The organism is Actinoplanes missouriensis 431 (genome assembly GCF_000284295.1).
Taxonomy (GTDB): Bacteria; Actinomycetota; Actinomycetes; order Mycobacteriales; family Micromonosporaceae; genus Actinoplanes; species Actinoplanes missouriensis.
Window position 1 is genome coordinate 8,267,402 of record NC_017093.1, and the last position, 19,759, is coordinate 8,287,160.

At 70.8% G+C, this 19,759-nt stretch carries 22 protein-coding genes and 1 pseudogene; 5 read left to right on the top strand and 18 right to left on the bottom strand.

Annotated elements, in window-relative coordinates:
- Positions 1-3: 3 nt before the first annotated feature.
- From AMIS_RS37755 to AMIS_RS37780, 7 genes are all read right to left on the bottom strand, one after another.
- Positions 4-849 carry a CheR family methyltransferase gene (locus AMIS_RS37755; RefSeq protein ID WP_014447755.1) on the bottom strand — a complete coding sequence of 282 codons (846 nt, stop codon included), beginning with the start codon at positions 847-849 and terminating at the stop codon, positions 4-6.
- On the bottom strand, positions 846-2,021 hold the full coding sequence (locus AMIS_RS37760) for a protein-glutamate methylesterase/protein-glutamine glutaminase (RefSeq protein WP_014447756.1): 1,176 nt from the start codon (positions 2,019-2,021) through the stop codon (positions 846-848). Before AMIS_RS37760 ends, AMIS_RS37755 begins: the two co-directional genes overlap by 4 nt.
- Before the next feature lie 13 nt (positions 2,022-2,034).
- Positions 2,035-2,907 (bottom strand): hypothetical protein, encoded by an 873-nt coding sequence (locus AMIS_RS37765; protein WP_014447757.1) that lies wholly within the window; start codon positions 2,905-2,907, stop codon positions 2,035-2,037.
- On the bottom strand, positions 2,907-3,344 hold the full coding sequence (locus AMIS_RS37770; RefSeq protein ID WP_014447758.1) for a chemotaxis protein CheW: 438 nt from the start codon (positions 3,342-3,344) through the stop codon (positions 2,907-2,909). Before AMIS_RS37770 ends, AMIS_RS37765 begins: the two co-directional genes overlap by 1 nt.
- A gap of 1 nt (position 3,345) precedes the next feature.
- Complete coding sequence (locus AMIS_RS44490; protein WP_014447759.1) at positions 3,346-4,356, bottom strand: chemotaxis protein CheW; 1,011 nt, start codon at positions 4,354-4,356, stop codon at positions 3,346-3,348.
- A gap of 45 nt (positions 4,357-4,401) precedes the next feature.
- Positions 4,402-5,721: a chemotaxis protein CheA gene (locus tag AMIS_RS44495; protein ID WP_014447760.1), complete on the bottom strand. Its 1,320-nt coding sequence runs from the start codon at positions 5,719-5,721 to the stop codon at positions 4,402-4,404.
- An 82-nt stretch (positions 5,722-5,803) separates the two neighbouring features.
- On the bottom strand, positions 5,804-6,502 hold the full coding sequence (locus tag AMIS_RS37780) for a response regulator transcription factor (RefSeq protein ID WP_014447761.1): 699 nt from the start codon (positions 6,500-6,502) through the stop codon (positions 5,804-5,806).
- A gap of 404 nt (positions 6,503-6,906) precedes the next feature.
- Here AMIS_RS37780 and AMIS_RS37785 point away from each other — a divergent pair, with 404 nt between their 5' ends.
- Positions 6,907-7,524 (top strand): CAP domain-containing protein, encoded by a 618-nt coding sequence (locus tag AMIS_RS37785; protein ID WP_014447762.1) that lies wholly within the window; start codon positions 6,907-6,909, stop codon positions 7,522-7,524.
- 65 nt (positions 7,525-7,589) lie between these two features.
- Here AMIS_RS37785 and AMIS_RS37790 read toward each other — a convergent pair whose 3' ends face one another.
- A complete protein-coding gene (locus tag AMIS_RS37790; RefSeq protein WP_051042637.1) occupies positions 7,590-8,660 on the bottom strand; it encodes a UDP-N-acetylmuramate dehydrogenase in 1,071 nt (356 codons plus the stop codon).
- Between the two features lie 68 nt (positions 8,661-8,728).
- On the opposite strand from AMIS_RS37790, the gene AMIS_RS37795 reads away from it, so the two are divergent.
- From AMIS_RS37795 to AMIS_RS37805, 3 genes are all read left to right on the top strand, one after another.
- Positions 8,729-9,454 carry a maleylpyruvate isomerase mycothiol-dependent enzyme family protein gene (locus AMIS_RS37795; RefSeq protein ID WP_014447764.1) on the top strand — a complete coding sequence of 242 codons (726 nt, stop codon included), beginning with the start codon at positions 8,729-8,731 and terminating at the stop codon, positions 9,452-9,454.
- Between the two features lie 97 nt (positions 9,455-9,551).
- Entirely contained in the window at positions 9,552-10,955 is a 1,404-nt protein-coding gene (locus AMIS_RS37800; protein WP_014447765.1) for a GH1 family beta-glucosidase, read from the top strand.
- Positions 10,956-10,978: 23 nt separating this feature from the next.
- Complete coding sequence (locus AMIS_RS37805; protein ID WP_014447766.1) at positions 10,979-11,983, top strand: LacI family DNA-binding transcriptional regulator; 1,005 nt, start codon at positions 10,979-10,981, stop codon at positions 11,981-11,983.
- Positions 11,984-12,022: 39 nt separating this feature from the next.
- On the opposite strand, the gene AMIS_RS37810 is transcribed toward AMIS_RS37805, so the two are convergent.
- The 10 genes and pseudogenes from AMIS_RS37810 to AMIS_RS37855 all read right to left on the bottom strand — a co-directional run bounded on the left by AMIS_RS37810 (position 12,023) and on the right by AMIS_RS37855 (position 18,980).
- Positions 12,023-12,823 carry an EI24 domain-containing protein gene (locus AMIS_RS37810; RefSeq protein WP_041830315.1) on the bottom strand — a complete coding sequence of 267 codons (801 nt, stop codon included), beginning with the start codon at positions 12,821-12,823 and terminating at the stop codon, positions 12,023-12,025.
- A gap of 36 nt (positions 12,824-12,859) precedes the next feature.
- A complete protein-coding gene (locus AMIS_RS37815; RefSeq protein WP_014447768.1) occupies positions 12,860-13,339 on the bottom strand; it encodes a hypothetical protein in 480 nt (159 codons plus the stop codon).
- Between the two features lie 94 nt (positions 13,340-13,433).
- Positions 13,434-14,321 carry an alpha/beta fold hydrolase gene (locus AMIS_RS37820; RefSeq protein WP_014447769.1) on the bottom strand — a complete coding sequence of 296 codons (888 nt, stop codon included), beginning with the start codon at positions 14,319-14,321 and terminating at the stop codon, positions 13,434-13,436.
- A gap of 49 nt (positions 14,322-14,370) precedes the next feature.
- Complete coding sequence (locus AMIS_RS37825; protein ID WP_014447770.1) at positions 14,371-14,685, bottom strand: DUF2516 family protein; 315 nt, start codon at positions 14,683-14,685, stop codon at positions 14,371-14,373.
- Between the two features lie 58 nt (positions 14,686-14,743).
- A complete protein-coding gene (locus AMIS_RS37830) occupies positions 14,744-15,253 on the bottom strand; it encodes a hypothetical protein (RefSeq protein ID WP_014447771.1) in 510 nt (169 codons plus the stop codon).
- 2 nt (positions 15,254-15,255) lie between these two features.
- Positions 15,256-15,645: pseudogene (locus tag AMIS_RS37835) on the bottom strand (helix-turn-helix domain-containing protein); the annotation flags it as partial.
- Positions 15,646-15,725: 80 nt separating this feature from the next.
- Positions 15,726-16,634, bottom strand: a complete 909-nt coding sequence (locus AMIS_RS37840; protein ID WP_014447773.1) for an asparaginase — start codon at positions 16,632-16,634, stop codon at positions 15,726-15,728.
- A complete protein-coding gene (locus AMIS_RS37845; RefSeq protein WP_041831662.1) occupies positions 16,631-17,464 on the bottom strand; it encodes a BKACE family enzyme in 834 nt (277 codons plus the stop codon). Before AMIS_RS37845 ends, AMIS_RS37840 begins: the two co-directional genes overlap by 4 nt.
- 44 nt (positions 17,465-17,508) lie before the next feature.
- Positions 17,509-18,537: a CAF17-like 4Fe-4S cluster assembly/insertion protein YgfZ gene (ygfZ, locus tag AMIS_RS37850; RefSeq protein WP_083888769.1), complete on the bottom strand. Its 1,029-nt coding sequence runs from the start codon at positions 18,535-18,537 to the stop codon at positions 17,509-17,511.
- A gap of 8 nt (positions 18,538-18,545) precedes the next feature.
- Complete coding sequence (locus tag AMIS_RS37855; protein ID WP_051042304.1) at positions 18,546-18,980, bottom strand: Fur family transcriptional regulator; 435 nt, start codon at positions 18,978-18,980, stop codon at positions 18,546-18,548.
- A gap of 21 nt (positions 18,981-19,001) precedes the next feature.
- On the opposite strand from AMIS_RS37855, the gene AMIS_RS37860 reads away from it, so the two are divergent.
- Complete coding sequence (locus AMIS_RS37860) at positions 19,002-19,751, top strand: aminotransferase class IV (RefSeq protein WP_014447777.1); 750 nt, start codon at positions 19,002-19,004, stop codon at positions 19,749-19,751.
- Positions 19,752-19,759: the final 8 nt, after the last annotated feature.

Consider the following 19,759-nt stretch of genomic DNA (forward strand, 5'->3'; position numbering starts at 1 on the left):
GCGTCATCCCCTTCTCGCGGCGCCGGCGGCCACCGCGTTACGAGTTCGGTAGGCAGAGGTGCGGCCGGCGGCCACGCGCTCGTAGTTGTCGTCGATGCCGATCGTGGTCTCGGCGGCGCCCAGGAAGAGCAGGCCGTCCGGTCGCAGGATCTTGGCGGCGTTCTGCAGCACCTGCCGCTTCGTCGCCACATCGAAGTAGATGAGCACGTTCCGCAGGAAGATCACGTCGAACGGCTGCATCGGCGGGAACGGCGCGGTGAGGCTCATGTGCTTGAACGTCACGTTCTTCCGCAGCGCCGGGATGATTCGCCAGTGCGCGCCGGCCCGTTCGAAGTACTGCACCAGCTGGGTCGCCGCGAGACCGCGGTTCACCTCGACCTGGCTGTACTCGCCCTTGGTCGCCCGCTCCACCATCGCGGTGGAGATGTCGGTTCCCATGATCTCGTAGGACCAGCCCGCCGGCAGGGACTCCTGCAGCGTGATCGCCAGGCTGAACGCCTCCTGCCCGCTGGAGCTCGCAGCGGACCAGAACCGCAGCTTCCGCACCGAGGCCCGCGACTTGATCAGCTCCGGGAGCACCACGTCGGTCAGCGCGGAGAACGGCTCCCGGTCCCGGAAGAACGACGTCTCGTTGGTGGTCAGCGCGTCGATGATCTTGCGCTGATGCTGTGGGTTGGGCCGCCGTTGCAGATCGGCCAGGAACTCGGCGACGTTGGCCGCCCCGACCGCGCGTGCGACGGGGATCAGCCGCGCCTCGACCAGGTACTCCTTGCCGGGGGCAAGCACGATGGAGGCTTCCCGGCGTACCAGGGTGGAGACGAAATTGAAGTCAGGTTGGGAGAGGGTCATCGTGCCACCGCCGGCGAACGTCCCACCCGTACGCGGTTGAGCAGCGCTCCCGCGATCCGGTCCAGAGGCAGCACCTCGTCCGCCAGGCCCGCACCGACCACGGCGCCTGGCATGCCCCAGACCACCGAACTCGCCTCGTCCTGTGCCAGCACCTCGGCGCCCGCGTCTCGTAGCACCTTCGCACCACTCCGTCCGTCTTGTCCCATTCCGGTGAGCACGGCCGCGAAGACCGATGCGCCGTACAGTGCGGCCACCGAGCGGAACATCACGTCCACCGCGGGCCGGCATGAGTTTTCCTGTGGAGCGCCGCTGAGCTGGGTCAGCGTCGCGGTCCCCCGGCGAGTGAACACCAGATGGCGGTCACCAGGAGCGATGTAGACCGTGCCGGGCGCGAGCTCCATGCCCTCACCCGCCTCCAGCACGCGCAACGGCGTGCTGCGGTCCAGCCGTTCGGCGAACATCTTGGTGAAGACCGGCGGCATGTGTTGTGTGATCACAATCGGCACCGGCAGATCGGCCGGGAGCCCGAGCAGCACCTTGGTGAGCGCGTCCGGGCCGCCGGTCGAGGAGCCGATGGCGAGCAGGTCGATCCGTCCACCGGGCGCCGCGCGCCGTGGCGCGGCCGGCCGGGCCGGTGGCGCTCCCGCGGGAGCCGCAAGCCCGGGTCGTCCGGGCGCCGGCGGCGGCGGTCCAGGACGCAGCGGCGCGACTCCGGGACGCGTCGGGGCTGCCGGCGGACGCAGCGGCGGCGATCCGGCCGCCGGCCTGCGCCGGCCGCCAAGAGCCTGGATCTTGGGTACGAGTTGCTCGCGTACCGCCGCGATCGACTCCTTCACCGAGCCCACGTTGCTCGGCTTGGTGACGTAGTCGGTGGCGCCCGCGGAGAGCGCCTCCAGCGTGGCCGTGGCCCCCGACGCGGAGAGCGTGCTGAACATGATCACCGGCAGAGTCGCGTGCCGTTTGCGCAGCTCGCGAACGGCTTCGATGCCATCCATCTCGGGCATCTCGATGTCCATGGTGATCACGTCGGGCTTGAGCTGATCGATCTTGGCTTGGGCCAGCAGGCCGTTGGCGGCCGTCCCGACCACCTGGATGCCCGGCGCCTCCCCGAGAGCGTCGACGATCAGCCGACGGACCACTACGGAATCGTCGACGACGAGGACCGAGATCATTCGACCACTCCCTTCAACCAAGCCAGGCCGGACCGAGCGCGGCGACCACCGGCGCGAGCAGCCGGTGAGCCGTTGCGGTGTCCAGCAGATCGCGGACCACCAGCGCCTGGACGGCGCCGCTGAGCATGTTCCAGACCCCACCGGCCCGGTCGGCCAGTGGAATGCCGGCGGTGTCGACCGCCTGGACCAGCAGCATCTGCGCCGCCGCCGCGGTGCGCACCCGGTCGGAGAGGTAGGCGGCCCAGGAGGCCGAATGCACGGCCGGCGACCAGCCGGCCGTGTTGCGGCGAGCGTCGTCGGCGGAGGTGAGCACCCGCTCCCGGTCCTCCGGACGCAACGTCCGCAGCCGATCCAGCAGGGCCGACACCGTGTAGTGGTGCGGGCCCAGGTCGATCGGGGCGCCGGCCGGCAGCTTCTTCACCGCCGCCACCCACCCCGCGCCGAGACGCCGGCGGCTCTCCTCGTCGAGCACCTCCCGCAGGTAGCTGCCGACCGCCGCGTCACAGAGCAGCGCGGTGGCGGCAGCCGCGTCGTCGGACTGCCGGGCGTCGCGGCCCTTGCCCTCCCACGTCCACGACATCACGTCGTACCGGATGCAGGTCAGCAGCGCGTCCACCGAGCCGATCGGCGCCCGTTCCACCAGGGAGAGGTTTCCCGCCGGATCGTCCTTCGACATGCCCTTCAGCGAGGGCATCCGGCGGGCGGCGCTCTCCACCTCCACCCAGAGCGGTCCTCGTACGCCCTCGTCAGGGAGCTTCTCCGCCAGGACCGGAAGATCGTCGGCCTGCAGACGCAGCGCACGCAGCAGCACCTCGGCCGCCGCTGACCCGCCTTCGAGGCGGGTCAGATCGAAGCCCAGGACGGGTGCGCTGACGAGGCTGTACATCAGATGGTGGCACGCGCCGTGTCGACGGCCTGGTTGACGTCGAGAGCCAGCATCAGCCGGCCGTCGAGCTTGAAGGTCCCCACGACCAGCTCCCGGGTCGGGCCGCTGAGCGTGTCCGGCGGCGGCTCGAACGTCTCGTCGTCCAGGTCGACGACTTCACCGATCTTGTCCACCAGCAGGCTCACCGGCTCACCGTCCCCCCGCAGGATGACGTTCATGACGGGACCCTGCAGCGCCTTGCGCGCCAGTCCCAGCTGCACCCGCAGGTCCACCGCGGCGATCACCTGACCGCGCAGGTTGAACAGGCCGCCGACCGCCGACGGCGCGAGCGGCACCGGCGTGTACTCGTTGAACGACAGCACCTCCTGGACGGTGTGCACCTCGACGCCGAAGAGCTGCCCGTCCACCTCGAAGGTGGCGAATTGGCGACTCGCCATATCAGGCCTCCACCAGCATGTCGTCCATCGAATCGCTGTAGAAGTTCGGGTCGGCGGCGAGGATCGCCCGGCGCACGTCGAGCAGCTCGGTGACCCGTTGCTGGATCACCGCGGTGCCGACCAGGCCGTCCTCCTCGGCCTCCCGCCGTGCGGTCGTCGAGTTCTCCGCGATGTCCACGATCCGGTCCACCACCAGCGCCACGCTCTTGCCACCCTCGCTGTAGACCACGACCGAGACGGTGTCGCCCTCCAACTCCTCGCCGTACGCGCCGAGCAGGTGCGAGAGCCGGACCAGCGGCAGGATCTGCCCGCGGTACTGGACGACCTCGCGGGAACCGGCGTGCTCCAGCCGATCGCGCGGGAACTCCTCGAGCCGCGTGACGGTGTCCAGCGGGATCGCGACCCGGCGCTCGCCGACCGCGGTGACCAGCAGGCGCTCGGTGCCGCCGGCGGCCTGGCCGCGCTTCTCGACCACGTTCTCCCGCTCCGAGTCGACGGCCAGGTGCGAGCGACGGGCCAGCGCCGGGACGTCGAGGATCAGGCCGACCTTGCCGTCGCCGAGAATGGTGGCCCCGGCGTACAGGCCGATGTCCTTGAGCCTGGTGCTGAGCGCCTTGACCACGACCTCCTCGGTGTTCAGCACCCGGTCGACGACCAGGCCGAACCGCCGGCCGTCGGCCTGTAGCACCATGATGTAGACGCCCTGGTCGCCGCCGACCTCGAAGCCGAGCGCACGGTCCAGCCGGACCAGCGGGAGCAGCTTGCCGCGCAGGCGGTAGACAGGCGCGCCCGAGGCGTACTCGACCTTGGTGGTGTTGCCGTCGATGAAGACCAGCTCGAGGACCGCGACCTGCGGCACCACGTAACGCTGGTCGCCGCAGTCGACGGTGAGCGCCTGGATGATGGCGAGCGTCAGCGGGATGGTGAGCCGCCAGACCGTACCCTCGCCCGGGGTTGAATCGACGCTGACCGCGCCACCGATGTTCTCGATGTTGGTCTTCACGACGTCCATACCGACGCCGCGGCCGGAGACGTTGGTGACCTTCGCGGCGGTGGATTACCCGGGCTGGAAGACCATCGCCATGATGTCGCGCTTGTCCATGTTCGGGATCTGGTCCGCCCGGAGCAGCCCGTTCTCCACGGCCTTCTGCGCGATCCGCTCGACGTTCAGGCCGGCGCCGTTGTCGGCGACCTCGACCGCGACGTGTCCACCCTCGTGGTACGCACGGAGCGTGAGCGTGCCCTCCGGGTCCTTGCCCGCGGCGATCCGGCGCTCCGGCTCCTCGATGCCGTGGTCGACCGCGTTGCGGACCAGGTGGGTCAGCGGGTCCTTGACCGCCTCCAGCAAGCTCCGGTCGAGCTCGGTCTCCTTGCCCTCCATCACCAGCGCGACCTGCTTGCCGAGCGAGTTGCTGAGGTCCCGGACGACTCGGGGCAGCTTCGACCAGATGTGCTCGATGGGCTGCATGCGGGTCTTCATGATGCCCTCTTGCAGCTCACTGGTGATCATGCCGAGGCGCTGGGCGCTGCGGACGAGCGTCGCGTCGCCGATCTCCATGACGCCACGGACCAGCTGGTTACGGGCGAGCACCAGCTCACCCACCATGTTCATCAGGGTGTCCAGCAGATCGACGTCGACACGAATCGCGCTGTCCGCGATGCTGCGCTTCGGCGCCTGCGTCTGCAGCGCCTCGCTGACCGCGGCCGGCGCTGCCTTGCCCTCCTCGAGCAGGATCGTGCCGAGCTTGCGCTCGTCGCCCTCGATCTGCTGCTGCAGCGCCGAGGTGACGTCGTTCGGCTGCGCCGCGCCGGCCTCGACCAGGATCTGGCCGAGCGGCTGGCGCTGCTCGGCGACCGGCTCGGGCGCGGGGCGCGGGGCGGACTCGTCGAGCTGGACCGGGGTCTCGCCCTCGGCAGCCGGCGCCGCCTCGGCGGGCGCCTCGGCAGCCTCCGCCGCGGGTGCGGCCGGCGCGGCCGGCGCGGCTGCCGCCGGCGCGTTCATCTGCGCGTGGATCCGCTCGATGGTGGAGTCGATGTCGATGCCCTCTTCCGTGTTGTTCTCCTCGATGGAGGACAACAGGTTGCGGACACCGTCGATGGTGACAAGCAGCACGGTGATGGTTTCCGGGGTGACCGGCTGGACGCCGTCACGCAACCGGGACAGCAACGACTCGCCCGCGTGGGCCAGCTTCTCGAGGCGGCTGAAGGCCAGGAACCCACTGGTGCCCTTGATCGTGTGGATCGCCCGGAAGATACGGGAGATCAGGTCACGCGAGTCCGGTTCCTGCTCGAGAGCTACGAGATCCCGGTCGATCTGGTCCAGGTTCTCGTGGCTTTCCATCAGGAATTCGCCGACGATCTCGCCAAGGTCTTCCACGACTTACCTCCTGCTCGGCTTCACAGCCCTCATCGACGTGTGCGGGCGCCAACTGAGAAGACTCGACCGAAACGGCGGAATATCAGGCTTCTCCGCCTGGCCGCCGGTATCGGTAGCCGAATCCGCGTACGGACTCGATGGGCGACTCGTCCGGGTCGGACCACCCCAATTTGCGGCGCAGTCGCAGCACCGCGAACTTGACCCGTTCCTGGCCGATGCCGGTGGGGTCGTCCCACGCCTGGGTCAGCAACTGGTTCGGCGAGAGCACCGCCCCGGCATGCCGGACCAGAGCGTTGAGCAGGCGGAACTCGGTCGGCGTGAGGCGCTTTTCCTCGCCTTTCACATAGACCCGGCGCTTGGTCGGGTCCAGGTGCACGAGGCCGTCGTCGTAGATCTGGCTGGCCCAGTTGTTCTGTCCGCTGGAGGAGCGGCGCAGCAGCGCCTCCACCCGGGCCAGCAACTCGTTGTTCGCGAAGGGCTTGGTCAGGTAGTCGTCGGCGCCGCCGCGCAGGCCGCGCACCTTCTCGGCTTCCTGGCCGTGCGCGGTGAGCACCAGGACCGGCACGTCCGAGACGTCGCGCAGCCGCTCCAGGACCTGCCAGCCGTCCATCTCCGGCAGGCCGACGTCGAGCACCACCAGGTCGGGGTGCTCGGCGTACGCCTCCTTGAGGCCGGCGCGCCCGTCGGCGGCGTGCGCCACCTCGTACCCGGCCCGGCTGAACAGCAGCCGTAGGGCGAGAGCGATGTCCGGGTCGTCCTCGACCACGAGTAGGCGACTCATCGTTTGCTCACCATGCCCCCAACCCGCACTCGCGCCCACTCGGGCACGGCCGACTTCCGGGCACGGCGAAGCCGCGCGGGAAGTCAGCATCTTGCCTGGCACCGCTCGCGCGACCGCGAACGGAGGAATTTCCAAAGGCGCAAAAACACCATAGCGTGATGTCACGGCCTATTTACGGACAGTCACAGTTTAGCGTCCTATGCCCGGCCCACGAGCCTGTCCACGAGGATCCGTGGCCACCAGGCCGACGGCAGCCCACCGCCGACGCCGGCGGGGCCATCCCCTCAGCCTGACATTTCGGGTACGGCTTTTCGTCCATTCCGCGAAAGATGTGACACGTCGCGATCAACGGGGTGCGATAGCCCTGATGGACGATCCGCGTCCGTCTCCGATCGGAGGCACCCGTGTTCGACCTGGTGGTACGACGTGTCGTGATGATCGCGGCGACACCCGCGCTACTTGTTCTCTCCGTGCCGGCTCTCGGTCACGGCCCGATTCTGCCGCCACGGCCGCACCGCGTACCCCCGCAGACGGCCCAGCCGGCGCCCGACGCGCCCAAGGCCGCGGCACGGGCCGTGCCCTCCGCGGCGGCCGCGGCCAGCCGCAAGCCGAGCGCCGCCACCGCCACCCGGCTGCGCGCGCGGACCATGATGATCCAGGTCACCGCCCTCACCAACGCGAAGCGCACGGCCGCCGGATGCCCGGCGCTCACCGTGGACCCGAACCTCAGCACCGCGTCGCTGCGGCAGAGCTGGTACATGGCGCGCACCCGGCTCTTCAGCCACGTCTGGCGCGACGGCGCCACGTTCGTCAGCCGCAGCAGGGCCGCCGGGTACCGGCAGCCGGCCGGCGAGAACATCGGCTGGGGGTACCCCACCGCGAAGGCCGTCGTGGACGCCTGGATGGAGAGCCCCGGGCACCGGGCCAACATCCTCAACTGCGGCGCCAAGGCGGTCGGCACCGGCGTCGCTTACGCGGCCGACGGCACGCCTTATTACACCCAGGTGTTCGGCTGGCAGTGAACCGCCGGCGGCGTTCGGTTCGCGGTGGGCCGCCGGCGGCGTTTGGTTCGCGGTGAACCGCCGGCTCAGAACTCGCAGTTGACCAGCACCGGCTCCGGGTGCAGCTCGACGCCGAACCGGCCACGCACGCCGTCGCGGATGGCGCGGGCCAGGTCGAGCAGCGCGGCAGTGGTGCCCGTGCCCCGGTTCGTCAGGGCCAGCGTGTGCTTGCCGGAGATGGCCACACCCTCGCCGGCGAAACCCTTCGGGAAGCCGGCCCGCTCGATCAGCCAGGCCGCCGGCAGCTTCACCATGCTCTCCCCGGCCGGCCAGTGCGGGATCTCGCTCTCGCTGAGCGTCCGGAACTGGTCCTCGGGGATCACCGGGTTGGTGAAGAAGGACCCGACCGACCAGGTGTCCCGGTCCTCCGGGTCGAGCACCATGCCCTTGCCGGCCCGCAGCTTGAGCACGGTGTCCCGGGCCAGCGCGAGCGGCACCCGGTCACCGGCCTCGCCGCCGAGGCTGCGGGCCAGCTCGGCGTACCGGATCGGGGCTGAGCTCCCGGACCGCTCCAGCCGGAAGTCGACCGAGAGGACCAGGTAGCGGTCGTTGTGCTTGAAGACGCTCGCGCGGTAACCGAAGGCGCACTCGGCAGACGTCATCACCCGGATCTCGTCGTCGATCCGGTCGTAGGCGCGCACCGCCTCGATGGTGTGCGCGACTTCCTGGCCGTACGCCCCGACGTTCTGGATCGGGGTGGCGCCGGCCGAACCCGGGATGCCGGACAGGCACTCGACTCCGGACCAGCCGTTTGCCACCGCATACCTGACGAAATCGTCCCAGCTCTCGCCCGCCGCGACCCGGACCACGACGCTGCCCGGGTCCTCGGCAACCACCTCGATGCCGCTGGTGCGCAGCAGCAGCGTCTCGCCGGGGAAACCGGCGTCGCCGATCACCACGTTGCTGCCGCCGGCCAGGACCAGCACCGGGCGGCCGGCAGCCGAGGCCGCGCGGACCGTCTCCACCGCCTCGTCCGCGTGGAGCGCGGTGGTCAGCGTGCCGGCGGGGCCACCGAGGCGTAGCGTCGTGTACGCCGCAAGGGAGGCTCCCGCAGCGGGGGGTGTGTCAAACAGATGGTCGGTGAATGCGTCGGGCACGAGGTTCACCCTAAGCTCAGGCTATGGGGCGCGACACCGGCGGCCCGGCCGAGCGGGAGACAGGTGCGATGAACAGGTTGCACGCGACGAAGGACTTCTGGCTCGCGGCGCTGCGCGCCGACGGGCCGGCGCTGCTGGACGCCGTCGAGGAGACCGGCCCCGGCCCAGCGGCCGCCGACCTCACCGCTCTTTTGAGCTGGATCCGCGCCACCGTCACCCGCGGCACCACCGAGGCGCCGGCGCCTCTTGTCACCGGTGACGCGGCCCCGGAGTGGCCGGAGGCGCTCGACGCGCTGCGGCGCGAGCTCACCGGGACGATCGAGACGCTGGAAGCGCTGGACCCGGACTTCCCCGCGTGGAACTGGGCGCCGCAGCCGAAACGCGCGAGCTTCTGGCACCGCCGGATCGCCCACGAGATCTCGCTGCGCCGCTGGGACGCCGAGCAGGCGGCCGGCCGGGCCACCCCGATCGAGACGAAACTGGCGGCCGACGGCGTGGGCGAGGTGCTGGACACCTGGCTCCCGGCCGGTCGGCGGCAGGGGCCGGACGACGTACGCGGCGTGGTGCAGCTGGTGGCGACGGACGCCGCGCACGAGTGGTTCGTCCGGCTGCGCGGCCCGGGCATCGCCCTGCTGGACACCATGACGATCCTGGACAGCGACGACCACCACGCCCGGGCGAAGGCGACCGGCACCGCGAGTGATCTGCAGCTGGCCCTGATGGGCCGCAAGCGCATCGACCAGCTGGCCGTGGCCGGTGACCCGCGGCTGGTGCAGGCGCTCCGGGCGGGCTGAGTTCTCCAGAAAGCGCTCTCCCTGGACGGCAGGCGATCGCGTATCCTCTGAACCGGTTAAGTAATAAACCTGATCAAGAGCAGGGAAGCGGTGCAGAATGACGGCAACCGTCACGACCACGTCGGCTCAGCCGGCGCCCGCGGGGATCACCTTCCCCGACGGCTTCGTCTGGGGCGCGGCCACCGCGTCGTACCAGATCGAGGGCGCGGCGCGGGAGGACGGTCGCGGCCCGTCCATCTGGGACACGTTCAGCCGCACCCCGGGCAAGGTTCACGCCGGCCACACCGGTGACGTCGCCTGCGACCACTACCACCGGTACGCCGAGGACGTCGCACTCATGGCCGACCTGGGCCTCGGCGCGTACCGATTCTCGGTCGCCTGGCCGCGGATCCAGCCCGACGGCACCGGCCCGGTCAACGTCCGCGGACTCGACTTCTACGACCGGCTCACCGACGAACTGCTCGCCAAGGGCATCAACCCGGTCGTCACGCTCTACCACTGGGACCTGCCGCAGACCCTGGAGGACCGCGGCGGCTGGGCCAACCGGGAGACCGCCGAGGCCTTCGCCGAGTACGCCCAGATCGTCCACCGCCGCCTCGGCGACCGGGTCGCCACCTGGACCACGCTGAACGAGCCGTGGTGCTCGGCGTACCTCGGTTACGGCTCCGGCATCCATGCCCCCGGCGTGCAGGACCCGGCCAAGGCCTTCCAGGCGGCGCACCACCTCAACCTGGCGCACGGCCTCGCCGCCCGCGCGCTGCGCTCCGCCGGCGCGCAGAACATCAGCATCACCCTCAACCCGTGCCAGGTCGCGCCGCTCGACCCGGCCAACCCCGCCGACGTGGACGCGGCCCGGCTGATCGACGGCGTCGCCAACCGGATCTTCTTCGACCCGCTGCTGCTCGGCAAATACCCGTCCGACGTGCTGGAGCACATCGCCCGGATCACCGACCCGTCGTTCATCCGCGACGGCGACGAGGCGATCATCAACGCGCCGCTCGACGTCCTCGGGATCAACTTCTACACCCCTTCCTATGTACGGGCGTTGCCCGGCGCACCCGGCGCGCTGGACTACCCGGGCAGCCAGGGCATCGCGTTCCGGCCGCCGGTCGGCCCGGTCACCGACATGAACTGGCAGATCGAGCCGGCCTCGCTGACCCGGCTGCTCACCCGCATCCACCGGGACTACCCGGGCACCCCCCTGATGATCACGGAGAACGGCGCCGCGTACCCGGAAGGGCCGGGCGAGAACGGCGAGGTCCAGGACCTGCGCCGCATCGAGTACATCGACGCCCACCTGCGCGCCTGCCACGACGCCCTGGCCGAGGGAGTCGACCTGCGCGGCTACTTCGCCTGGTCGTTGATGGACAACTTCGAATGGGCCGAGGGATACGCGAAGCGCTTCGGTATCGTGCACGTCGACTACACCACTCAGCAGCGTGTGCTCAAGGACAGTGCGAAGTGGTACCGCGAGGTGATCCGGCGCAACGGGCTGGAATGAGTTCTCGACCTTAGGAGCGCTTTGTGACGACGCGGGAGCGCCCGACTCTGGAAGCGGTGGCACGGCGGGCCGGGGTGTCCCGGGCAACCGTGTCCCGCGTCGTCAACGGCTCCACCACGGTGGCCGCCGGCATCCGGGACGCCGTGAACCGGGCCGTCGACGAACTCGGATACGTGCCCAACCAGGCCGCCCGCAGCCTCGTCACCCAGCGGACCGACTCGATCGCGCTGATCCTGCCGGAGACCGCGAACCGGGTCTTCTCCGACGACCTCTTCTTCCCGGCCATCATCCGGGGCGTCGGCATGGAACTCGAAGCCGCCGACAAACAGCTCGTCCTGATGATGACCGGCTCCACCGCCGGTCATCATCGCGTCGAGCGGTACGCGGTCGCCGGTCACGTCGACGGCGTCCTCTTCGCCTCCATCCACGGCGCCGACCCGCTGCCCGGCCTGCTCGCCGACCGCGGCATACCGGTCGTCTGCAGCGGCCGCCCACCCGCCGCGGTGCCCTACGTGGACGTCGACCACGCCGGTGGAGTCGCCGCCGCGGTGCGCCACCTCGTCGCCTCCGGCCGGCGGCGGATCGCCACCATCGCCGGGCCGCAGGACATGGTCGCCGGACTGGAACGGCTCGCCGGATATCGGGACACGCTCGCCGAAGCGGGGTTGCCGGCGCTCGTCGCCAACGGCGACTTCACCCGCGAGTCAGGGATCAGCGCCATGCGGGAGCTGCTCGAACGCGACCCTTCGCTGGACGCCGTGTTCGCGGCGTCGGACCTGATGGCGCACGGGGCGCTGCAGACGCTGCGGGCGGCCGGGCGGCGGGTGCCCTCGGACGTCGCCGTGATCGGATTCGACGATTTCGAGATCAGCCGGTACAGCGATCCGCCGCTGACCACGGTTCGTCAGCCGATCGCCGAGGCGGGGCGGGTGATGGCGCAGCTGATGTTGCGGCTGATCGGGGGCGACGAGGAGGTGCCGGAGTCGGTGGTGCTGCCGACCGAGCTGGTGCTGAGGGAGTCCGCCTGAGCGTGCCGGCGGCAGCCGGCCCCGGTCAGAACGCCCGCCTCAGAGCGAGCGCGTCGACACCGTGGCTATCGGCTTGCCCAGCGACTTACGCGCCAGCAACGTAGCCCCGGCGATCGCGGCAGGCATCAACAGCACCGCCCCGAGCGGAATCAAGAACACCACGAACACCGCCGCGCCGAAACCCAGTGTCAGCGGCTTGTTCGCACCCAGGACCACCCGGCGATCACGCAACCGCTGCCCTCGCCGCTGGAACGGCACACCGGTCAGCTCGAGCGCCAGCAGCCACCCACCGACGGCACCGCCGATCACCGGGATCACCGTCTGCCCGACGAACGGCAGCAACCCCAGGACGAAGAGCGGGATCGCGACCAGCACCGAGATGCCGATCAGCCGGAGCGAGTCGGCCGCGCTGCGCCGCAGGGACTCCCAGACGCTGACCTCCACCTCGTCCGGCACGCCGCCGAAGCGGGCCTCGATCCGGCCGGAGATCGTTTCGTAGAACGGGTCGCCGATCAGCAGCGTCACCGCCGTGAACGTGATGATGCCGAGCAGGACGCTCAGGCCGAGGATGCCGGCGCCCGCGAAGACCTGCACGGTGTCCCGCAGCCAGGTGTCCCAGCCGTCGGCGAACCAGGTAGCGCCCTCGGACAGGTCGGGCAGGAAACGGATCAGCAGGATCAGCAGGACGATGTAGAGGACGCCGGAGAGCAGCGCGGGCAGCAGGCCGAGCAGCAGCAGCCGTGGGCTGCGCAGGATCAGGCCGAGCCCGCGGCCGAGCAGGCCGACCCCGGTGGCGAAATCCCGTGCCGCCGACAACACCCGACCTTGATCCTCAGCCACGCCTCGGGAGCTTAGGGCCCGGGCGCCGGCAGCGGATCAGCCGGGGTACCAGCGATGCGCGAGCCGCTCCCGGAACAGCCGGAACGCGGAGGCGCTGGAGGGCGACGCGGAGACGTCGGGTGTGGCGGACGCCGGCGGCGCGGATGTTGTCGTCGGCGAAGGCGGGTCGGTGACCTGGGTGGGCGTCGGGACCGGCGGGGCGGTGAGCTGCGGTGCCGACGTCGACGAGGTGACCACCGGCGGGGGTACGGAGGTGACCACCGTGACCGTCATCGTGACCGCCGGTCCGGCCGTCGGCGCCGTGGTGGGCGCCGCGGTGACGGGTGCGGCCGAGGCGCGGGGCGGGTCGGCCCGGTAGCCGCCGGTGGTGCCCCGATCGGGCAGAGCGGAGGCCGGGGCCGTACCGAGGCCGTCGACGGCGCTGGTTTCACCTGTGGCGCCGATCGCGGCGGGACGTGGCTCGGGAGCGCCGAGGGCCCAGCCGGTGGCGACCGCGAACGGAAGACCGGCGATCACCAAACCGAAAAAGAGGGATTTAGGGGACACGCGCACGTACTGAAGACGCCTGAGACGCCCTAAAAGTTACGGCTAACTGGACATAACGGCACAACTAATCGTTGAGGAAAGCCGAAATCCGATCACGTAGCTCCCGGCGGTGGTTCCACAGCACGGCCGGTCTGTCGAAGACCTGCAGCTCGGCGCCGGGCAGCAACTCCGCCAGCCGCTCGGCCCACGATGCCGGATGCACCTCGTCGCCGAGGCAGCCGATCACCAGAGCACGGCCCGGGTACGCCCGCAGCGCCGCGTCCTCGGCGAGCGCCGGCGCGGCCCAGATCGACTCCAGCTCGGGGGCGAGACCGTCCCGCTGGAGTTGCTCCACCCGCTGGCGCAGGTGACTCCACCCGGCCGGCGTGTTGCGGACCGCCGGTGGCAGCTCCGCCTCGACCGCCTCGGCGATCATCGCGGCCTCGCCGGACTCGACGGACGCGAGCAGCCGCTCCAGCCGCTGGGCGGCGGCCGCCGGACGCCTGCCGTCCAGGGGCGCGGGCAGGTAGAGCACCACCCGGTCGAAACGGGCGGGATCCGCGGCGATCAGGCGGCACAGGGCCGCAGCGCCCATGCTGACGCCGACCGCGCGGGTGGCGCCGGAGAGGTCGGCGACCTCGCCCAGCTCGGTTGCCAGATCGGCGAACGACCACGGGCCGGGCGGCGCGTCGGAGCGGCCGTGTCCGCGGAAGTGGAAGAAGACCCGGCGGCCGGTGACGCCGCTGCCGAGCGGGCGGGTGCCGGAGATGTCACCGGCGAGCCCGTGTGCGAAAACGGTCGCGGGATCGCCGGTGCCGGTGATGAGCTGCTCCACCCGTACCCCCGAGGGGAGAGTGACCAGCTCGGTGGCCGGACCTGGCAACGTGGGCCGGCCGGTCCGCGGCCCGGTCCGATCCGCGCGCTGCAGGCGCGGGCCGCCGTCCGGCGGAGGCGGCCCGAACCGGCCCCTCAAGCGATCACCGGAACGCCGATCACCGAAACCCTGACCACCGGGAAGCGGATCACCAGAAGCCCTTGCCGTCGGAGAGATCCTTGAGACCGGGCCGGACGTCCAGCAGGTAGACCAGGGCCGCCGCGATACCGATCATGCTGAAGATCAGCAGGCGGCCGTAGGTCAGGAACGTGATGACCAGGCAGACGCCGATGATCGCCGCCCACGCGCCCTTGGGCAGCGTGCCGAGGGCCTGGAAGCCGGCGCCGCGCTGGATCAGGCAGTGGATGAGCGCCACCGACTGCACGATCAGCGAGACCAGCAGGACCAGGAAGTCGATATACAAGCGGACGTCGTCATAAAAGACCGGCGCGGAGTAGGCCATGACGACGAGTCTATGCCGCGGGCCCCAGCAAACGCCGGGGCCCGCGAACCATGTCGAATTACTCGGCGGCCTTGGGGGTGGCCGGCTTCGCGCGCTTGCGCGGCTTCGGCGCGGCGGCCGGAGCGGCAGCGGGAGCAGCCTCGACGGCCTTGACCTCGGCGACGACGGCCGGGGTGGCCTCGACGGCCTTCGGCTCCTCGGTGGTCTCGATGTCGGCGTTGACCACGTCGGCGGCCTCGACGACACCGGTGCCGACCACGCGCTCGCCGCGGGCCACCAGCTCGGTGTAGAGCGCCACGGCACGCTCCTGCGCGACCTGGGCGAACGTGTTCGCGGCGGTCGCGGCGTTCTCCCGGAGGGCCACGAAGTCGGTCGTGTTCGCCTTGTCCCGCAGCTCGGCGGCCTTGGTGCCGGCCTGCTCGTTGTAGACCTTCAGCGAGGCGGCAGCGCGGTCGCTCAGCTCGGTCAGCACGGCGGGGAGCTTGCGCAGCTGCTGGTAGGCGATGTCACCGGCGCCGGCAGCGGCGTAGAGCGGGGCGGGGATCCTGGTCTTGGTCTGCTCGGTCACTTGGTCTCCTCAGCGATCGTCTCTTCGGCAGGCGGCGGGGTGTTGCTGCGCGCGTTCTCGTTGCGGAACGTCTCGTAGATCTGCGACAGGGACTGCTTCTGCGCGATCGTGAGCTCCGGGTCGACCGCGATGGCGGCCAGCACACCCGGCTGGCCCTCGCCATCGAGCAGCCCAGCCCGCAGGTACATCGCGGGCGTCGACACTCGAAGGGCGCTGGCGATCTGCTGCAGCACCTCAGCGCTCGGCTTGCGCAGGCCACGCTCGATCTGGCTCAGGTAGGGGTTGGAGACCCCCGCCTTGTCGGCGAGCTGCCGGAGCGAGATCTTGGCGGTCTGCCTCAGATCACGGATGAAGGATCCGATGTCCTCGGGCAGCTCCTTGGGTGTGGCCATGCCTCGAAGTTAGCTCGAGGTGCTAGCTGTTGCAAGCAAAACGCTTGCAACAGCTAGCGTGAACCGAGTCACGACGCCATTCACCAAACCGCGCGAACCTCGCCGACCGGGCGTCCACCGCCCAGCACCACCTCGGGGATCTCCGGCGTCTCGGCGCCGAGCCGCCGCAAAGCCTCCAACAGCACCGGTACGCGTGCTCGCGTCGCCCCGTCCGAGATCTTCAGAGCGACCGCGCCGAGACCGGGCAGAGCGGCCGCCGCCACCCCGTCCGCGCCCTTCTTGACCAGCAGTCCGGGTATCGCGGTCATCAGCACGGTGTCCTCGGTGCCGGTGCCCGCCACGAGCGCCGGATGAGCCCGCATGGCGTCCGCGACCCGGCGCTCCGGTGTGCCCGGCTCGGCCTCCACCAGCCGCTGGAACGCCCGGGCCAGACCCATCGGGGAGATCGCGAAGATCGGGGCGCCGCAGCCGTCCACACCGAACGCCGCGATCGGCTCGCCGGCGAGCCGGCTCACCGCGTCGGCGAGGGCTTTCTGCAACGGATGACCCACTTCGAGGTACGACTCCAGCGGCCAGCCGTTGACAACACAGGTGGCGAGCATCCCGGCGTGCTTGCCGGAGCAGTTCATGAGGATCGGCTCGGCCTCGCCGCCCCCGCGCAGCCAGGCGTTGCGTGCCGCCTCGCCGAGCGGCAGGTCGGCCGGGCAGCGCAGCGCCTCCGGCCCCAGCCCGGCAGCGGCCAGCATGGCCCGGACCCGCTCGATGTGGAACGGCTCGCCGTCGTGACTGCCGCTCATCAGGGCCAGGTCGGCCTCCTCGCGCGGGACCAGACCGGCGTTGAGCAGGCCGACCGTCTGCAGCGGCTTGTTCGACGAGCGGGGGAAGAACGGGCTGTCGACGTCGCCGAAGCTCTTACCGACGGTCAGGGCCACGATGCCGTGGTGGACGCTCTCCACGAACCCGGAGCGGACTACTTCTGCGACGATCATCGGGCCGCTACTCCCAGCAGCTCACGCGCCTGCGCCGGCGTCAGCGGCGGGCGCTGGGCGAGCTGGGCGAAACCGACCGCCCGCGCCACGAGCTGCATGTTCGACTCGACCGGCCGGCCCTTGCCGTACGTCAGGGTGTCCTCCATGCCGACCCGCAGATGCCCACCCGCGGCCAGCGACGCCAGCATCACCGGCAGGGTGCTGCGGCCGATCCCGGTCGCCGAGAACGTGGTGCCCTCCGGCAGGTCCCGGATCACCTGCTCGCAGGCGACGAGCGCGGCCGCCGTGCCGGGCATCCCACCCGGCACGCCCATCACCAGGTCGACGTGGACGTGGCCGCCGGCCGGCAGGCCGTACTTCCCGAGCAGCCGCTGAAGGGTGGTCAGCTGGCCCAGGTCGAAGATCTCGTACTCCGGCACGACCCCGCGCTCCTGCATCCGGGTGTGCAGGTCGACGATGAACTCCCAGCGGTTCAGGAAGACGCCGTCGCCGAAGTTGACCGTGCCCATCGTGCAGGAGGCCATCTCCGGTTCCGCGTCCAGCACGGCGAGCCGGTCGGCCTCCGGGTCGGTGACCGCGCCGCCCGAGGAGAGCTGCACGATCAGCCCGGTGGACTCACGCAGCGCCGCGACGGTCGCCCGCAGCCGGCCCTGATCGAGGGTGGGCCGGGCGTCGTCGTCCCGGATGTGCACGTGGACGATGGAGGCGCCGAGCGCCTCGCACTCCTTCGCGGTCGAGACCAGCTCGTCCAGGGTCACTGGCAGAGCCGGCACGTCCGCCTTGCTGCTCTCCGCGCCGGTCGGGGCGACGGTGATCAAGGTTCCGGTCATGCGGCTCATATTGCCAGTTCCCGGCCGATTCCATAGCCGGTGTTTCAGCCCGGGTCCACGGCCGCGGCCGACTCCCCCACGGTGAGACGGGCGTCGTCGGCGACGTTGCGCTTCAGGACCGCCAGGGCGATCATCCCGAGCTCGTGGTGGCGCACCGCGGTGCCGACGAAACCGACCGCCCGGCCGTCCAGCTCGACCGGGGTGCCCTGCGCCGGCGGGTGGTCCGAGGCGACACCGTCCAGGTGGAGCAGCACCAGGCGACGCGGCGGGCGGCCCAGGTGATGCACCCGGGCGACCGTCTCCTGACCCCGGTAACAGCCCTTGTCCAGGTGCACCCCGGCGGCGAGGAGCCCAGCCTCCGGCGGGATGGTGCGGTGGTCGGTCTCCCAGTTCAGCCGGGGTGTGCGGGCGGCGACCCGGACCGCTTCGTACGCCCAGAGGCCGGCCCGTGCCACACCGAGCTTCTCGATCACCGCCGTCTTCTCGGCGCGCGGCACCAGCAGGTCGATGCCGAGCGGGACCCGGCGGGCCAGGCCACCCTCGAAATCCCGTACCGGATAGAGGCTTGTGGGCTCGGGCGGCACCGAGCCGGCGGTGAATTTCGGGCCCGGCACCGCACCCACCCGGGGCTCCGGCAGGCCGGGGACGAGATCGGCCGCGCCCGGGCCGACCAGCGAGAGGACCGCCAGCTCGCCCGACGCGTCACGCGGCTCGACCTTGGTGAAGAAGCGCATCATCTCGAGGTACCGCAAGAGGCCGGCGCCGGCCCCCGGCTCGGTGTCGAGCCAGGCCGTCTCGCCGTCCTCGGTGACGAACGCGTGGTGCTCGACGTGCCCGTTCGGCGAGAGGACGAGCAGCTCGCTCGCCTGCCCGCGGGAGAGGTGCGAGAGGTGCTGGGTGGTCAGCGTGTGCAGCCAGCTGGAGCGCTCCTCGCCGGGCACCGCGATCACGTCCCGGTTCGAGCGGTCGACCAGGCCGACCGACGTCTCCAGCAGGCGCTGCTCGCGCATCGGGTCACCGAAGTGGGCCGGCACACCGGCGTCGGCGGAGTTGGGGTCGAGGTCCTCGACCATCACGACTGTCACGCGGTCTCCTTGCAGTTGCCACACACGCCGAACAGCGACACGTGCCCGACGTCGACCCGGAAGTCACGCTCGTCGCGCAGCCGGTCGGTGACCGGCTGCATCACCGCCGGGTCGACCTCGGCGATCGAGCCGCAGGCCCGGCAGACCAGGTGCACATGCTGGTCCTCGCCGGCCGCGTGGTAGGTCGGCGAACCGTGCGACAGATGGGTGTGGTTCACCAGACCGAGCTCCTCGAGGAGCTCCAACGTCCGGTAAACCGTGGTGATGTTGACCCCGGCCGCGCGCTCACGCACCGCGTTGTGCACGGACTCCGGTGTCGCATGACCGAGTTCGTGCACCGCTTCGAGGATCAGCTGACGTTGCGGGGTGAGCCGCAGACCACGCTCACGCAGCATGGCGGCTAGCGATGTGGCGGACACGCTGTCGAGCATAGTTCGCTAGTTTCAACTGCTGTGACCGAGCGGATCGTGGTGTCGCCGGGGGATCTGCTCGGGGACGGTGTCTTCGAGACTCTGCATCTGCGCCCGTCCGGGCCGTGGCTGCTGGAGGAGCATCTCGCGCGGCTGGTGAGGTCGTCTTCGATCTTGGAGATGCCGGAGCCGCCGGTCGATCGCATCCGCTCGGCGATTTCTGATTTATCCGTTTCGTCGGGTGCGCTGCGCGTGATCTACACGCGCAGCGGAGTGCTCAACGTCTCGGTCTCCACGATCCCCGCGACGGTCCTGCGGGAGCGCCGCGAGGGCGTCCGCGTGCTCACCGCCGACCTCGGCTTCACGGTGCGCAAACCCCCGCCGTGGTCCCTCTCGGCGGCCAAGTCGCTCTCCTACGCGAGCAACTTCGCGGCGCGGCGCTGGGCGGCGCGACAGGGCGCCGACGACGTGGTCTGGCTTTCCACCGAGGGGTACGTCCTGGAAGCGCCCACCGCGTCAGTGGTCTGGCTCGACGGCGGGGTGTTGTGCACAGTCCCGCCCGAGGAGGCCGGCATCCTCCCCGGAATCACCGCGGAACACCTGCTGTCGCTGGCCGGGCCGGCCGGGCTCGGCGCGGCCCAGCGGATGATCACCGGTGCGGAGTTGTCCCGGGCCGGGGCGATCTGGCTCACGTCGTCGCTGCGCGGCCTCGCCGAGGTGGTCGAACTGGACGGGGTAGCCCGCGACCGGTCGCCGTGGACGCCCCGCCTGCTCGACCTGCTCGGCTTCTGAAGACCCCG

What these genes read in the sequence shown, in the direction of transcription:
- AMIS_RS37765 (WP_014447757.1), bottom strand. Translation starts at nt 2,907, where the DNA reads ATGTACAGCCTCGTCAGCGCACCCGTCCTGGGCTTCGATCTGACCCGC.
- AMIS_RS44490 (WP_014447759.1), bottom strand. Translation starts at nt 4,356, where the DNA reads ATGGACGTCGTGAAGACCAACATCGAGAACATCGGTGGCGCGGTCAGC.
- AMIS_RS37855 (WP_051042304.1), bottom strand. Translation starts at nt 18,980, where the DNA reads ATGCTCGACAGCGTGTCCGCCACATCGCTAGCCGCCATGCTGCGTGAG.
- AMIS_RS37825 (WP_014447770.1), bottom strand. Translation starts at nt 14,685, where the DNA reads ATGGCCTACTCCGCGCCGGTCTTTTATGACGACGTCCGCTTGTATATC.
- AMIS_RS37780 (WP_014447761.1), bottom strand. Translation starts at nt 6,502, where the DNA reads ATGAGTCGCCTACTCGTGGTCGAGGACGACCCGGACATCGCTCTCGCC.
- ygfZ (WP_083888769.1), bottom strand. Translation starts at nt 18,537, where the DNA reads ATGGTCGAGGACCTCGACCCCAACTCCGCCGACGCCGGTGTGCCGGCC.
- AMIS_RS37770 (WP_014447758.1), bottom strand. Translation starts at nt 3,344, where the DNA reads ATGGCGAGTCGCCAATTCGCCACCTTCGAGGTGGACGGGCAGCTCTTC.
- AMIS_RS37795 (WP_014447764.1), top strand. Translation starts at nt 8,729, where the DNA reads ATGAACAGGTTGCACGCGACGAAGGACTTCTGGCTCGCGGCGCTGCGC.
- AMIS_RS37755 (WP_014447755.1), bottom strand. Translation starts at nt 849, where the DNA reads ATGACCCTCTCCCAACCTGACTTCAATTTCGTCTCCACCCTGGTACGC.
- AMIS_RS37760 (WP_014447756.1), bottom strand. Translation starts at nt 2,021, where the DNA reads ATGATCTCGGTCCTCGTCGTCGACGATTCCGTAGTGGTCCGTCGGCTG.
- AMIS_RS37845 (WP_041831662.1), bottom strand. Translation starts at nt 17,464, where the DNA reads ATGACCGGAACCTTGATCACCGTCGCCCCGACCGGCGCGGAGAGCAGC.
- AMIS_RS37840 (WP_014447773.1), bottom strand. Translation starts at nt 16,634, where the DNA reads ATGATCGTCGCAGAAGTAGTCCGCTCCGGGTTCGTGGAGAGCGTCCAC.
- AMIS_RS37800 (WP_014447765.1), top strand. Translation starts at nt 9,552, where the DNA reads ATGACGGCAACCGTCACGACCACGTCGGCTCAGCCGGCGCCCGCGGGG.